This is a genomic window from Aquabacterium sp. TM01 (assembly GCF_057808345.1).
In genome coordinates this window covers 1,944,222-1,957,342 of the sequence record NZ_AP046529.1, presented here as the reverse complement: position 1 = coordinate 1,957,342, position 13,121 = coordinate 1,944,222, and the positions used below count along the sequence as shown (strand labels likewise).

Below are 13,121 nucleotides of genomic sequence, written 5' to 3'. Positions count from 1 at the left end.
TTAAAGCAATGAACGCCCCTGTGAACGTGAACCAACTGCTGGCGGATGTGGACCACCGCCACCTGGACGCCCTGGAAGAAGAAGCCATCTTCATCCTGCGTGAAGTGGCCGCCAGTTTCGAGCGCCCTGCCCTGCTGTTTTCCAGCGGCAAGGACTCGTGCGTGGTGCTGCACCTGGCCGAAAAGGCCTTCAAGATGAAGAATGCGCAAGGGAAGCTGGAGGGCAAACTGCCCTTCCCCCTGCTGCACGTGGACACTGGCCACAACTTCCCCGAAGTGATCGAGTTCCGCGAAAAGCGCGTGGCCGAAATCGGCGAGCGCCTGATCGTGGCGCACATGGAAGACTCGATCAAGCGCGGCACTGTGCGCCTGGCGCACCCGCTGGAGTCGCGCAACGGCCACCAGACGGTGACCCTGCTGGAAGCCATCGAAGAAGGCCGCTTTGACTGCTTGATCGGCGGCGCCCGCCGCGACGAAGAAAAGGCCCGCGCCAAGGAGCGCATCTTCTCGCACCGCGACAGCTTCGGCCAATGGCAACCCAAGGAGCAGCGCCCCGAGCTGTGGAGCCTGTTCAACACCCGCATCAAGCCGGGCGAGCACTTCCGTGCCTTCCCCATCTCGAACTGGACCGAGCTGGACGTGTGGCTGTACATCGCCCGCGAGAACATCCCGCTGCCGGGCATCTATTTCAAGCATCCCCGCCAGGTGATGCGCCGCAAGGGCCTGCTGGTGCCGCTGACCGACGTGACGCCGCCCTTGGCCGGTGAAACCGTGGAAACCGTGGAAGTGCGCTTCCGCACCGTGGGCGACATGACCTGCACCTGCCCGGTTGAGAGCGATGCCGCCAGCCCGGAAGACATCGTTGCCGAGACCCTGCACGTGACCGTGAGCGAGCGTGGCGCCACCCGCATGGACGACCGCACGTCCGAGGCCTCGATGGAGCGCCGCAAGAAGGAAGGTTATTTCTGATGAGCACCGTGATTCACAACGAAGCTGGCGAAGAGCTGGCACACAAGGCCCTGCGCTTCCTGACCGCCGGCAGCGTGGACGATGGCAAGAGCACCCTGATCGGTCGCCTGCTGTTTGACAGCCGTGCGATCCTGGCCGACCAGCTGGATGCGCTGGAAAAGCGCGCGGCGGGTGCCCCCATCGACCTGTCGCTGCTGACGGACGGCCTGGAAGCCGAACGCGAGCAAGGCATCACGATCGACGTGGCCTACCGCTACTTCGCGACCAAGACGCGCAAGTTCATCATCGCCGACGCCCCGGGCCACGAGCAGTACACCCGCAACATGGTGACGGCAGCGGCCGGCTCGGATGCCGCCGTCGTGCTGGTGGACATCACCAAGATCGACTGGAAGGCCTCGCCCGTGCCGCTGCTGGCCCAGACGCGCCGTCACAGCCTGCTGGCTCACCTGCTGCGCGTGCCCTCCATCGTCTTCGCCATCAACAAGCTGGATGCCATCGAGGCAGACACCGAGACCGCGTTCAACAACGTCAAGGCGTCGCTGGAAGCGTTTGCGCAACAGGCAGGCATCGCCGTCAAGGGCGTGATTCCCGTGTCCGCCCTGCGCGGTGACAACGTGACCACGCCGAGCGCCAACTGGCCCTGGTACCAAGGTCCGACGCTGCTGCACGTCCTCGAAGGCCTGCCCTCGACCGACGAGCGCCACGAAGGCGCGCTGCTGCACCCCGTGCAGTACGTGACCCGTGACAGCGTGGGTGAAGGCGAAGCCACCGCCAGCGGCACCGGTCACCAGTACCGCACCTTCTGGGGGCGCATTGCCCACGGCAGCGTCAAGGCCGGCGACGAAGTGCAGATCTTCCCGAGCGGCCAGTCGGCCATCGTGGTCGAAGTGCGCCACTCGGCCGAAGTCGTGGACTCGTGCGAAGCAGGTCAGTCGGCCGGCATCGTGCTGGACCGTCAGGTCGACATCTCCCGCGGTGACTGGATTGCTTCGCCGGGCACGATGAAGCCCACCGACACCTTCACGGCCACGCTGGCCTGGCTGGACACCGAGCCGGCTGTGGTCGGACGCAAGTACTGGGTGCGCCATGGCAACCGCTGGGTGCAGGCTCGCATCTCGGCCATCGAGGCACGTCTGGACATCCACACGCTGGAGCGTCAGGACGCACACGAACTGGGTGTCAATGAAATTGGCCGCGTCCAGATCCAGACCCAGCAGCCCCTGCCGGTGGAAGCGTACCTGGACAACCGCGTCAGCGGCGCCCTGATCGTGGTGGACCCCACGACCAACCGCACCAGCGGCGCGCTGCTGGTCAAGGCTGCCTGATCGCGGCCCGGGTCTTGCTGGATGAAGTTCCATGACTGATACCCGCTTGACCCCACCCTCGTCTCCCTGTGCCCGCGTCGTGTTCATCGGCGCCGGCCCTGGGGAGTCCGATCTGATCACCCTGCGTGGCGCGCGCCTGCTTGCCCAGGCCAAGGTGGTGCTGTACGACGCACTGGCCGACCCGACCCTGCGTGATCTGGCCCCTGACGCCGAATGGGTGGACGTGGGCAAACGCGGCTTTTCCGGCAAGCCCGGCAGCGACTTCAACGGCCAGACCCGCATCAACCACCTGCTGGTGGAACATGCCCGTGCCGTGGGTGCCCAATTTGGTGCCGAAGCCCTCGTTGCGCGTCTTAAAGGCGGAGACCCGAGCCTGTTTGGCCGCTTGGAAGAGGAGCTGTGCGCCTTGCGTGATGCCCAGATCAGCACCGAAGTGGTGCCTGGCGTGACCTCGGCCTTGGCTGCGGCGGCGGCTACCCAGCGCCCATTGACCCGACGCGGCACAGGCCGCAGTGTCAGCTTCACCACGGCCATGACCCGCACCGGCGACCTGCGTTGCGGGATGGGCCCCGGCCAGCGAGCCGACACCGAGGTGTTCTACATGGCCGGACGGCAACTGGCGCCCTTGTCAAAAGGTTTGCTGGATGCCGGTTGGCCCCAGGACACCCTGGTGAGCGTGGTGTCGCGTGCAGGCTGGCCTGACATGCGGCACACCGTTCACAGCGTGGGTGCGCTGGACGAGGCCAGTGCCATCCATGCCGGACGCCCCACTTTGGTGATCGTTGGCGCCGGCGCCACCGACATTCCTGAACAACCCTTGACCCATATCGCCCTTTGCGGCGAAGGCTGATCAAGGTGGGGCACGTTTGCCCCGGTAAAATCCGCAATTCACCTTTAACCGATACAAGAGACCTGTCATGACCCACGTCGTCACCGAAGCCTGCATCAAATGCAAATACACGGACTGTGTGGACGTGTGCCCGGTGGACTGCTTCCGCGAAGGCCCCAACTTCCTGGTCATCGATCCCGACGAGTGCATTGACTGCGCCGTGTGCATCCCCGAGTGCCCCGTCAACGCCATCCTCCCCGAGGAAGATGTGCCGGGCAACCAGCAGCAGTACATCCAGATCAACGCGGACCTGGCCAAGAACTGGCCCAGCATCACCAAGCGCAAAGACCCCCTGCCCGACGCCGACGAGTGGAAAGACAAGACGGGCAAGCTGGATCAGTTGATCCGCTGAGCGGAGTGTGAGCATGCGGTCGATGGTGGACACCGATGCTGTGGTCATCGGGGCCGGACCGGTGGGCCTGTTTCAGGTCTTCCAGTTGGGTTTGTTGGGCCTGAAGGCTCACCTCATCGACGTGCTGCCAGAAGTCGGCGGACAGTGCGTAGCGCTGTACCCCGACAAACCCATTTATGACGTTCCCGGCGTGCCGCTGTGTACCGGCCGGGAACTGGCGCAGCAGTTGCTGACGCAGGCACGGCCCTTTTTACCGCTGGACCCGATTTCAGGCCGGTGCGAGCACATCCACCTAGGGCATCTGGTCAGCCAGTTGCAGACTGAGGCGGACGGCCGTTTCGCATTGGAAACCGACCAGGGCTTGCGCCTGCGTACCCGTGCGGTGTTCGTGGCCGCCGGGGCCGGAGCCTTTGTCCCGCGCACGCTCAACCTGCCTGCACTGGATGGCGTTGCGAATGTTCATTACCACCTGGACGACGTCACCGTTACCGCGCTCGCGGGACAGCACGTGGTGATCTCAGGCGGCGGGGACGAAGCGCTGGGTGCCGTGCTGACTTTGGCAGCGCTGCCGGTCGAACGTCGTCCCAAGGCACTGACCTTGCTGCACCGCCGCGACCAGTTCCAGGCCGAGCCGGCGCTGGATGGGCAAGTGCGCGCCCTGCTGGCAAGCCAGCAGGTGCGCCTGGTGGTGGGCATGCCCACCGATGCGGTCGTGCAAGGCGGACGGCTGACGATGCTGAACGTGCTAGGGCCTGACAGCGTGGCCCGCGAGGTCCCCCTGGATCACCTGCTGGTGCGCCAGGGCATGAGCCCCAAGCTGGGCCCGCTCAGCCAATGGGGCATGAGCCTGGAGCGCAAACAGGTGAGCGTGTCTGCGGCCACCTTTGAGAGCAGCACGCCTGGGGTTTACGCCGTGGGGGACATCAACACCTACCCCGGCAAGAAACGCCTGCTGCTGTGCGGGTTCCACGAAGCCACTTTGGCCGCTCATGCGGCTGCGGCCGCCTTGAACCCTGAGGCGCCGCAACACCTTCTGTACACCACCACGAGCCCTCTGCTCCACCAGCGCCTGGGCGTCCAACCTGGGCTTTGAGCCCGATCACTCGCACCGTCGCCCAACAGGGCATAGAATGCGACCTTCGCTAGGGGTGCGTGACTGATCAGACGATCGGCACACGCTGAGAGAGTCCCTTTGAACCTGAACGAGGTCATCCTCGCGTAGGGAAGCACAAGCCGAACCCAGATCCGCCTGCACAGGTGCGTCTGCGCTCGCTGCAGCCCCACCGAGACGCCTCATCTGTCTTTGCCGCGGAGCTGCACAGAATGCGTCGTTTTTCATCCCCCACGTCCCATCGTCATCTGGCCCTGTCGCCATTGGCTGTGGCCGCTTGTAGCCTGTGCCTCAGCTTGAGTGCACAGGCTCAAAACACCCCTGACGACGCATCCACCCTGCCCTCCGTCGGCGTGACGGCGGCGGCCAAACGCCAAGCGAAGGCCAGCATTGCAGGGCTGGGCGATGGACCGGCGTGGCAACAACCCGTGCAAGCGCAAACCTTCAGCGAGGAGATGCTGAAGGACGCACAGGTGACGCGTCTGGCGGATTTGACCAAGCTGGATGCGAGTGTGAGCGATGGGTACAACACGGTCGGCTATATCGACACGCTCACCGTTCGCGGCTTCACCTTGGACAACGCTTACAACTACCGTCGCGAAGGTCTGCCCATCAGCGCAGAAACACGCATCGGCCTGGATAACAAGGCTGCACTCGAGGTTTTCAAAGGGACCAGTGGCATCCAGGCGGGCGTCAGCTCGCCGGGTGGCATGGTCAATTTCCTGGTCAAACGTCCTGAGGGACGTGTCCGCTCCGCCACCCTCGCCATCGACAGCACAGGGGACACCCTGGGAGCGGTGGACCTCGGTGATCGCTTTGGCGAGCATCGCCAGTGGGGAGTGCGCGTGAATGCCGCCGTTGAGCGCCTCAATAGCCCCGTAGACGCCAGCGAAGGACATCGCCGCCTCGTAGCCATTGCCGTCGACCGTGTGTTGAATCCTGGACAGGTGCTGGAGGCCGAAATTGAGCACAGCTTTGCCAGTCAACCCAGTATCCCTGGCTTCAGCATGCTGGGCTCACGACTGCCTTCTGCAAGCTCGATCAATCCGGGCATCAATCTCAACAACCAGCCTTGGACTCAACCCAGCCAGTTCCGCGGCACCACGGGTTCTGTTCGCTTGAAGAGCGACTGGGGACAAGGTTGGCGCAGCACCGTCAGCTATGGGGCGCAATATCTGAAATCGAACGACCGCGCTGCCTTTCCTTCCGGTTGCGACGCCGAGGGGGTCTACGACCGCTACTGCCAAGACGGCAGCTTCGACGTGTACGACTTCCGCTCCAATGACGAGAGCCGCACCACCCGTGCCTTGCTCGCGCAGCTGGAGGGCAAGTTGGAAACGGGCGCGGTGAAGCACGACGTGGAGGCTGCCTTTCTGCGCAGCGTTCACTTCAGTGACCTGCACATGGCCTCGTTCAACTACCCGCCAGTAGGCACTGGCAACATCAGCGGTAGCTTCCCCGACCTGCCTGAAGATCCATCGCTCCAGTACCCCAATACTGACCGACACGAACGCAGTTCTGAAATCACACTGCGCGACGCCATGCAGTGGGGCAACTGGCGCGCCTGGGTGGGTGTGCGCCACAGTCAGATCCGGCGACAGGCGATTCGTGCGGATTACAGCTTTGTGACGCCAGTGCTCCACAAAGCCGCCAACACACCGTGGGCTGCACTGGGCTATGCCATTGCCCCCCAGACGCAGGTGTACGTGAGCTGGGGCGAAGGCATCGAGTTGATGTACGCCCCCCGCAAGACAGCTAACGCGGGCGCACCGCTCCCCCTGTTCAAAAGCAGGCAAACGGAGGTCGGCGTGAAGGGGCAGACTCAGGGCGTCAGTGGCATCCACAACTGGAGCGTGGCCGCTTTCCGCATCAGCAAGCCCGAAGGTGCCACCACACCGGGAGACGTCTACGTGATGGATGGCAGCTCCCAACATATGGGGCTGGAAGCATCATGGCAAGGTCGCCAGGGCGCTTGGACCTGGGCGGGCAGCGCCATGTTGCTGGATGCCAAGCGCAAGAACAGTGTGTACGCAGCCAACCTTGCCCCCACCAACGTGCCCGAGCGATTGATCAAGCTGTCGGGTGCCTACACGTTCACGGCCCCCCTGCCCTTGACGATGCAAGCTGACGTCGTTCATGAAGGGCGCCGTTGGGTGGATGTGGCGAACACCACGCGCACACCGGCTTGGACACGCATGGATTTGAGCCTGCGCACCACCCAGAACTGGCAAGGTCAGGCCATCACCTGGCGATTGGCTGTGCAGAATCTGTTTGACAAGCGGGCATGGCGTGAAGCGCCCAACAGCTTCGATCACATTTACCTGCTCCCTCTGCAGGAGCGCACCCTCACCGCCTCGGCTCAGATCGATTTTTGATAGCCATTCGTTGATGGGAAACGACAACAGCTTGAGACAAGCAAACAGAACATGCTATAGTTTCGTTCTCGGTTGATTGACGCCACGCAGATGTCAACCTGTTCCCCGATAGCTCAGTTGGTAGAGCGCCGGACTGTTAATCCGTAGGTCCCTGGTTCGAGCCCAGGTCGGGGAGCCAAAAATTCAAGACGGCTTTGCGCGCCAATTTGCAAAGCCCGACATAGCATGATCCCCGATAGCTCAGTTGGTAGAGCGCCGGACTGTTAATCCGTAGGTCCCTGGTTCGAGCCCAGGTCGGGGAGCCAAATCAAGGCCCGTGAGCACAAGCTCTCGGGCCTTTTTATTTGCGCAATGCAGGTATAACCTGCCATCGCTTTCTCGGCCCGATGAATTCAGTGGTGCCGACATGCATCCAGCGTCAAGATTCGGCTTCGACAAATGGGCGCGCCCGCGACTTGCGGCGCAGCCATCGTCGGGTCAACTGAGCCTCTTGCATGAACGTCCTCACCGAAGTGTCACTGCAGGCATTGGCGTGCCTGATTCAAACAAACCAGCTGGATCCAGACCGGTGGGTCACGTTCCCCGAGCATGGGTTTCGACACTATGTGCTCTGGCAGCATCCCGAAACGGGTGCGCGCATTGCGCTGTTGGAGGTCGAGCAAGGTGGCGGGTTTCCGGTGCGGCACAGCCATGCCTCCAACCAGTTCATGTACTGCATTGAAGGGGACTACGAGTACACCCATGCCCACGTCCGTTTGAAGAGTGGCTCGTTCTACATGAACCCAAAGGATCACCCTCACGGCCCCACCGTGGCGCACACACGCAGCATCTTGCTGGAGATGTACGACGGTCTGAACGCCTATGAGACGCCGGTCTTCCACGATGACGACTTCATGCAAGGATTTCTGAACTCGGCTTGATCAGGGCTGGATGGCGACATCCTGACCCGCCCGGCACGTTTCATCACTGGGTCAGGCGCACTGTTTCGCTGGGCAACTCGCCATAGCGCTGGCGGTAGAGCTGGGCGAAACGGCCCAGTTCGCAAAAGCCCCATTGATGGGCAATGTCGGTGATGCTGGCCTTGCGGGTGGGATTCAGAAGCTCCTCGCGCACCTTTTCCAAGCGCAGTTGCCTGAGATAGCGCATCGGGCTCTCGCCTCGGTAGCGACGAAAACCTTCGTGCAGGGACCGCATGCTGGCGCCGGTCAGCTCGGCCAGTGTGAGCATGGTGATGGGATCGGACAGGTGGGCCCGCATGTATTCCTCGGACACCTTGATGATGCGCGGTACGACGTCGACGGGGGCTTGCAGGTGCGCGCCCCCAAGAGTGTTAGGCTGCATCGTCAGCAAGTTCATGTACAGCATCTGCTCGAACTGGCTCGACACCATGGGCAGCTTGAACAGATCTGGCTGCTTGCACACGTTTCGGAAGATTTGCCCGGCCGTCAGCTTGAGAGCGAGTCCGCCACCCTGGGTGGTGTCAATTTCTGGGCTGAACTGAATGGGCGAACCTAGGCTGTGGCGCCCCAGATGTGAGGCGTAGCGCTCCAGAGCGTGCCGATCAATGCGCAAGACGAGTTTGTGGCAGTCGGCACTCCAGTGCATCGTCAGGCGGTCTTGGGGGCCATGGATGGTGGCGCCACCGGCCTTGATACAAGCGGTCTGTCCACGGTTGAGCTGGCGGTCTTCACCCAGCAGCGGCAATTGAAGCAGATAGAAGGAGCCCAGTTCTTGCGTCTGGATCTGCACCGAGGCGCCGTAACCCAGGACGCTGAAACCCAGGGCGCCCATGGTCGCGTAGCGATGCTTGTAGTCCACATGGCAGCGGCGTTCCATGCAACGCAGTTCGTGGTCGTTGAAGACGCCCGCAACCAGGCTTCGGGTTTCATCCAGATCCTGCGACTGCAGTGATTTGAAATGACTCGACAGATTCGCCATCGGCACCATGGGGGGGATGGGGGGCTTGGCGCCCCGCAGGAGATGAGTGAACAACACCCTTCACGTTAGCGAATGTTGTGCCAGCATCACTCCGGACATCCCCTAGCGTGGCTCAGGCCTCCGCCAAGGCTTCGGTGCACGCATCGATCATGCGCTGAGCGCCCTGCTCGTCAAAGTACCAGCTGGCCATGGTGCGGGGGTCATTGAAGCCGGCGGCCAGTTGCTGTGCCAGTTTGGGGCTGACCTGGCAGGTGCCCAGGATGTTCAGGACGTGCGGGGGTGGCGCCATCATGGTGTTGGTGAGGCGGGCCGACCACTGCGCGCTGTCCCAATTGGCGTCGGCCACGCGCTGCATCCAGGCACGGTCAAAGGGCTGATCGCCATGCGCGGCAATGGCTTGCATCAGCATGGTGGCGCCTTTGCTGGCGTTGTTGGAGCCTTGGCCCGTCATCGGGTCGTTCAGCACGTGGGTGTCGCCAATGCCCAGCACGCTGCGTCCGGATGGCAGTGTGCCCACGGGCTTGCGCACGGTGGGGGTCACGCCGCCGGCCAGGATGCCGTTGTCGTCGGTCAGGCGGACATGTTCGAAGCGATGGGCTTCCCAAGGGAAGTAGGTGCGGATCAGCTCGAGGGTCAGGGCAAGATGCTCCTCAGGTGTGGCAACACTGCTCCAGCGGTCCATCGGGCCGCCCGGGATGCTTTCGACGTTGATGATGTCGCAGGGACCGTTGAGCGTGAGGCCGGGAAAGTGCACCAGTTCGCCGACCCCGGGGTTGACGTTGATGTTGACGGCGCCAAAGTCCTCGCGCGGGATCATGCCGTGGACATAGGTGAGTGCCGTGATGCGCTGCGGGACCGCAAACTGCGAGCGTGCGGCATCACGCTCGAACAATTGGCCCAGCTCACCTTTGCCCGTGGCCACCAGCAGCAGGTCGCTTTGTTCGGCGAGTTGCTCGGCCAGAGGGATGCCCACATCCTGAATGCGCAAGGTGCCGCCGCGGCGCTCGAATTCGTTCATCCAACGGGGAATCTTGACGCGCTGGTCCACCGACTGGCCTTCCGGCATGCGAGTGCGAAAGTCGATCATCACACCGGCGTCTTCCTTGCCAGCGCGAACGTGCATACCCTGAATGGGCGGGCAGCTGTCGTCCCAGTACAGCAAACCCTGCTCACGCTCCTGTGTGACGGCCAGGTTGTACATAGACTGGCTGGACAGAATCTTCCCCTTGGCGATCTCGTCGGCGGTGCGGTTGGAGTAGATGGTGACCTGGTGCCCCTGACGGAGCAGGCCGATGCCCAGTTGCAGGCCGGCATGCCCTGCGCCGATGATGGTGATGTTGCGCATGTGTATCTCCGTGATCTGGTTGTTCAACTCGTCGGGGGTGACGAGAAGCCCAGTTTTGGGCAGAGACATCGCGATGACTATGCGCTTTCGGCGGCCGGTATGCAGATTCCGCAGGAATGTGGACCGCGCCGATGACAGATGCTCAGCGGCGGGGCGCGTTAACCATCACCTGTGAAGGCAGCGTGACTTTGTAATCGAAGGGGTGGAAGCTGTTGCCCACGGAGTGCAGGATGCGCTTCACGTACTTGCGCGTCTCCTGGTAGGGCGGCACGCCTTTGTAGCGCTCCACCTTGCCCTCTCCGGCGTTGTAAGCCGCCGCCACCAAGGCCACGTCGCCCTGAAAGTAGGCCAGCAACCAGCGCAGGTAAGTGAGTCCGCCGCGGATGTTCTGAGCCGGATCAAACGGGTTCTTGACGTTGAAGCGCTCGCTGGTTTCGGGAATCAGCTGCATCAGGCCCTGGGCATTCTTGGGAGACAGGGCCTGGGTGTTGAAGTTCGATTCGGCCGCCATGATGGCCAGGGCCAGTTGGGTGTCCACCTGGTAGCGCGGCGCCAGCGTCTGGACCAGTTTCAGAATGTGGCGCGGCGCAATGGCTTCGTAATTGACGCCGGGCACTGCTGGCGGTGCGTTGTCATCCATGACCGGCGCAGGGCGCAGGCATTCGGGCACCTCTTTGGTCGGGCCGCCCACCACGGTCAGCATGCGCTGCGCTTGCGCGAACCCCTGCTCGGCAGCAGCCTGAAAGAAGTAGGCTGCGGTGATGTCGTCGCGCGGACCGCCTCGACCGTTGGCGTGCATCCAGCCCAGGTTGTACTGGGCTTGGGCGTCGCCCAGACGGGCGCTCTGGCAGTAGAGCTGGCGCGCCTGCTCGGGGTTGCGCTCGACGCCCTCGCCGTGTTCGTAGGCAATGGCTTGCTGCCGCAAGGCCTCTGCAGACAGCGGCGAGGCGTCTAGCGCCCACGCTGGCGCCAGAGCTGTGGCGCCACACACCGCCAACCCCCAGAGACCACTCGTTGAGAAAAACGGACGCATGCGTGCAGTATGCACACTCAGCACACTTTTGTGCAGGGTTTACCCAAAGCGTTCGCCCGCACCCACTCGCGGCAAGGAATCCCGACAACCCTCAGTGCAGCAGACTGGCCTGGATCAACGTGATGGCCTGACGGGGGACGTAGACCTTGCCGCTCTGGTCCGCCAACACGACCACGCCTTCCAGTTGGTAGGTGCGGTCAGGGGCCCGAAGTTCGTTCTTGTGAATGGGCAGCTGAACTTCTTCGCCCCGGTTGTTGCGCACGCGCAAGATCGGGTTGGCGACCTGAGTGCGATCCACCTCGGCCTGCAAACCGAGGGCGGACAGGGCTGGCACGGCTTCCACGAACAGGCGGTTTTGCAGGGCTTGGAGGTCGAAGCCCATGACGCTGGCCATGTGATGCGCCAGATTGGTGTTCTCCCACAGGCCGCTCACCCGCCCTGGCCCGAAGCTGTACAGAAAGGGGTCGCCGCCCGTGTGGCCATTGGTGGTCCAGCCCACACCCGCCCGCACAGACAGCATGGGGCCAATCACGTACTGCAACCAGGTTTGCGGGGGCGCGGTCTGGATGGCCTGCACTTCTTGCGCGCTCAGGTCCTGGACACCCCAGTGGCGGGCCAATACCTCGCGGATGTGGGCTTCGGACTTTTCCTGGGCCATGAGGCGGGCCAGGCCCTCGCCGGTCAGCGTGGCGCGTCGCAGGGGCGTGACCAGGCTGTCGTCGTCGGTGGTGGCGTACTTGGTGGCCTCCCGGCGGCCGATGGACAGGCCACCGTTGCCGTGGTCGGAGGTGCTGATGATGAGGGTGTGGCCATCGGCTCGGGCAAAGTCCAGGGCCACTTTGACGGCCGCGTCGTAGGCCGCCAGATCGCTGATCACGCCAGACGGGTCGTTGGCGTGCGCCGCCCAGTCGACCTTGGAGCCCTCGACGAACAGGAAGAAGCCCTGACTCTGCCCCTTCTCGCTGTGCGAGAGCACCTCGATGGCCTTGCGGGTCATCTCGGCCAGAGAGGGTTGGTCAGGGGCGAACTGGGCGCGATCAAGGTCGTAGACCATGTCATCGCGGGCGAACATGCCAAACAGCTTGGCGCTGGACGAGGCCTGCATCTGCGCACGGGTGCGAACGTAGTCGTAGCCCTTGGCACGCAGCACGCCAACGAGGTCTTCGTTGTCCTGACGGACGCCGCGGCCATCGGCCATGGGCAGGAGGTGCTGCTCACCGCCGGCCAGCACGACGTCGATGTGCTGGTAGACCTGCTGCTCACCGATGTCATCGTAACGGCTGCGATCGTGGGTGTGTGCACTGAAGGCCGCGGGCGAGGCGTGCTGGATGTTGGCGGTGGCGACCAGGCCGGTGGCACGCCCGGTGAGGCGTGCGCCTTCCAGCACGGTGGGCAGAGGCGCGTATGCCTGAGTCAGGTTGGCGTTCACGCCAGCAATCGTGACCCGCCAGGGAGCGACGGCGATGCCTTTGTCGGTGCCTTTGTGGCCGGTGGCGAACGCGGTGCCGCCCGGGGCCGAATCGGTGATGATGGAGTCGGCGCCGTAGGTCTGGATGGCACCGGTGAGGATGTCGTCAGAGGCCAGGCGGGTGCCTTTGACCCAGCGGGTGAGCGCCCAGGCTTCGTTGGCTGTGCCATCGCTCATCATGAAGATGACGTTGCGGACCGGCGGCGGCGCGGCGCTCGCCTGGGGCGCAGACGCTGGCGCGTGCCCGCAGGCTGCCAGGACGGCGCCCAGCGCAAGGGTCAGGACGATGCGAGGACAGCGCATGCGCATGGGGGCTC

The 13,121-nt window shown here is 63.5% G+C and carries 11 protein-coding genes, 2 tRNA genes and 1 riboswitch; of the genes, 9 read left to right on the top strand and 4 right to left on the bottom strand.

What is annotated here, in order from left to right:
* The first annotated feature begins 8 nt into the window (after positions 1–8).
* The 9 genes from cysD (at position 9) to AC3WW4_RS08905 (ending at position 7,940) form a co-directional block, all read left to right on the top strand.
* On the top strand, positions 9–968 hold the full coding sequence (gene cysD / locus AC3WW4_RS08945; protein ID WP_306563864.1) for a sulfate adenylyltransferase subunit CysD: 960 nt from the start codon (positions 9–11) through the stop codon (positions 966–968).
* Positions 968–2,293, top strand: coding sequence for a sulfate adenylyltransferase subunit 1 (locus tag AC3WW4_RS08940; RefSeq protein ID WP_488828056.1), 1,326 nt, complete (start codon positions 968–970; stop codon positions 2,291–2,293). Before cysD ends, AC3WW4_RS08940 begins: the two co-directional genes overlap by 1 nt.
* 31 nt (positions 2,294–2,324) lie before the next feature.
* Positions 2,325–3,143, top strand: coding sequence for a uroporphyrinogen-III C-methyltransferase (cobA, locus tag AC3WW4_RS08935; protein ID WP_488828055.1), 819 nt, complete (start codon positions 2,325–2,327; stop codon positions 3,141–3,143).
* Between the two features lie 67 nt (positions 3,144–3,210).
* The gene (fdxA, locus tag AC3WW4_RS08930; protein WP_488828054.1) at positions 3,211–3,534 is read left to right on the top strand and encodes a ferredoxin FdxA; all 324 of its coding nucleotides are present in this window, start codon (positions 3,211–3,213) and stop codon (positions 3,532–3,534) included.
* 13 nt (positions 3,535–3,547) lie between these two features.
* Entirely contained in the window at positions 3,548–4,627 is a 1,080-nt protein-coding gene (locus AC3WW4_RS08925; RefSeq protein ID WP_488828053.1) for an NAD(P)/FAD-dependent oxidoreductase, read from the top strand.
* 41 nt (positions 4,628–4,668) lie between these two features.
* A riboswitch (TPP riboswitch) is annotated at positions 4,669–4,776 on the top strand.
* Positions 4,777–4,941: 165 nt separating this feature from the next.
* Positions 4,942–7,020 carry a TonB-dependent siderophore receptor gene (locus tag AC3WW4_RS08920; protein ID WP_488828052.1) on the top strand — a complete coding sequence of 693 codons (2,079 nt, stop codon included), beginning with the start codon at positions 4,942–4,944 and terminating at the stop codon, positions 7,018–7,020.
* A gap of 102 nt (positions 7,021–7,122) precedes the next feature.
* Positions 7,123–7,198, top strand: a tRNA-Asn gene (locus AC3WW4_RS08915).
* 51 nt (positions 7,199–7,249) lie between these two features.
* Positions 7,250–7,325: transfer RNA gene (locus AC3WW4_RS08910), tRNA-Asn, on the top strand.
* A 189-nt stretch (positions 7,326–7,514) separates the two neighbouring features.
* Complete coding sequence (locus AC3WW4_RS08905; protein ID WP_488828050.1) at positions 7,515–7,940, top strand: cupin domain-containing protein; 426 nt, start codon at positions 7,515–7,517, stop codon at positions 7,938–7,940.
* A gap of 43 nt (positions 7,941–7,983) precedes the next feature.
* Here the strand turns inward: AC3WW4_RS08905 and AC3WW4_RS08900 are convergent, their stop codons facing one another.
* From AC3WW4_RS08900 to AC3WW4_RS08885, 4 genes are all read right to left on the bottom strand, one after another.
* Positions 7,984–8,958 (bottom strand): AraC family transcriptional regulator, encoded by a 975-nt coding sequence (locus AC3WW4_RS08900; RefSeq protein ID WP_488828049.1) that lies wholly within the window; start codon positions 8,956–8,958, stop codon positions 7,984–7,986.
* A gap of 112 nt (positions 8,959–9,070) precedes the next feature.
* Positions 9,071–10,303: a styrene monooxygenase/indole monooxygenase family protein gene (locus tag AC3WW4_RS08895; protein ID WP_488828048.1), complete on the bottom strand. Its 1,233-nt coding sequence runs from the start codon at positions 10,301–10,303 to the stop codon at positions 9,071–9,073.
* Positions 10,304–10,445: 142 nt separating this feature from the next.
* A complete protein-coding gene (locus AC3WW4_RS08890; protein WP_488828047.1) occupies positions 10,446–11,336 on the bottom strand; it encodes a transglycosylase SLT domain-containing protein in 891 nt (296 codons plus the stop codon).
* 91 nt (positions 11,337–11,427) lie between these two features.
* Positions 11,428–13,113 carry an alkaline phosphatase gene (locus AC3WW4_RS08885; RefSeq protein WP_488828046.1) on the bottom strand — a complete coding sequence of 562 codons (1,686 nt, stop codon included), beginning with the start codon at positions 13,111–13,113 and terminating at the stop codon, positions 11,428–11,430.
* Positions 13,114–13,121: the final 8 nt, after the last annotated feature.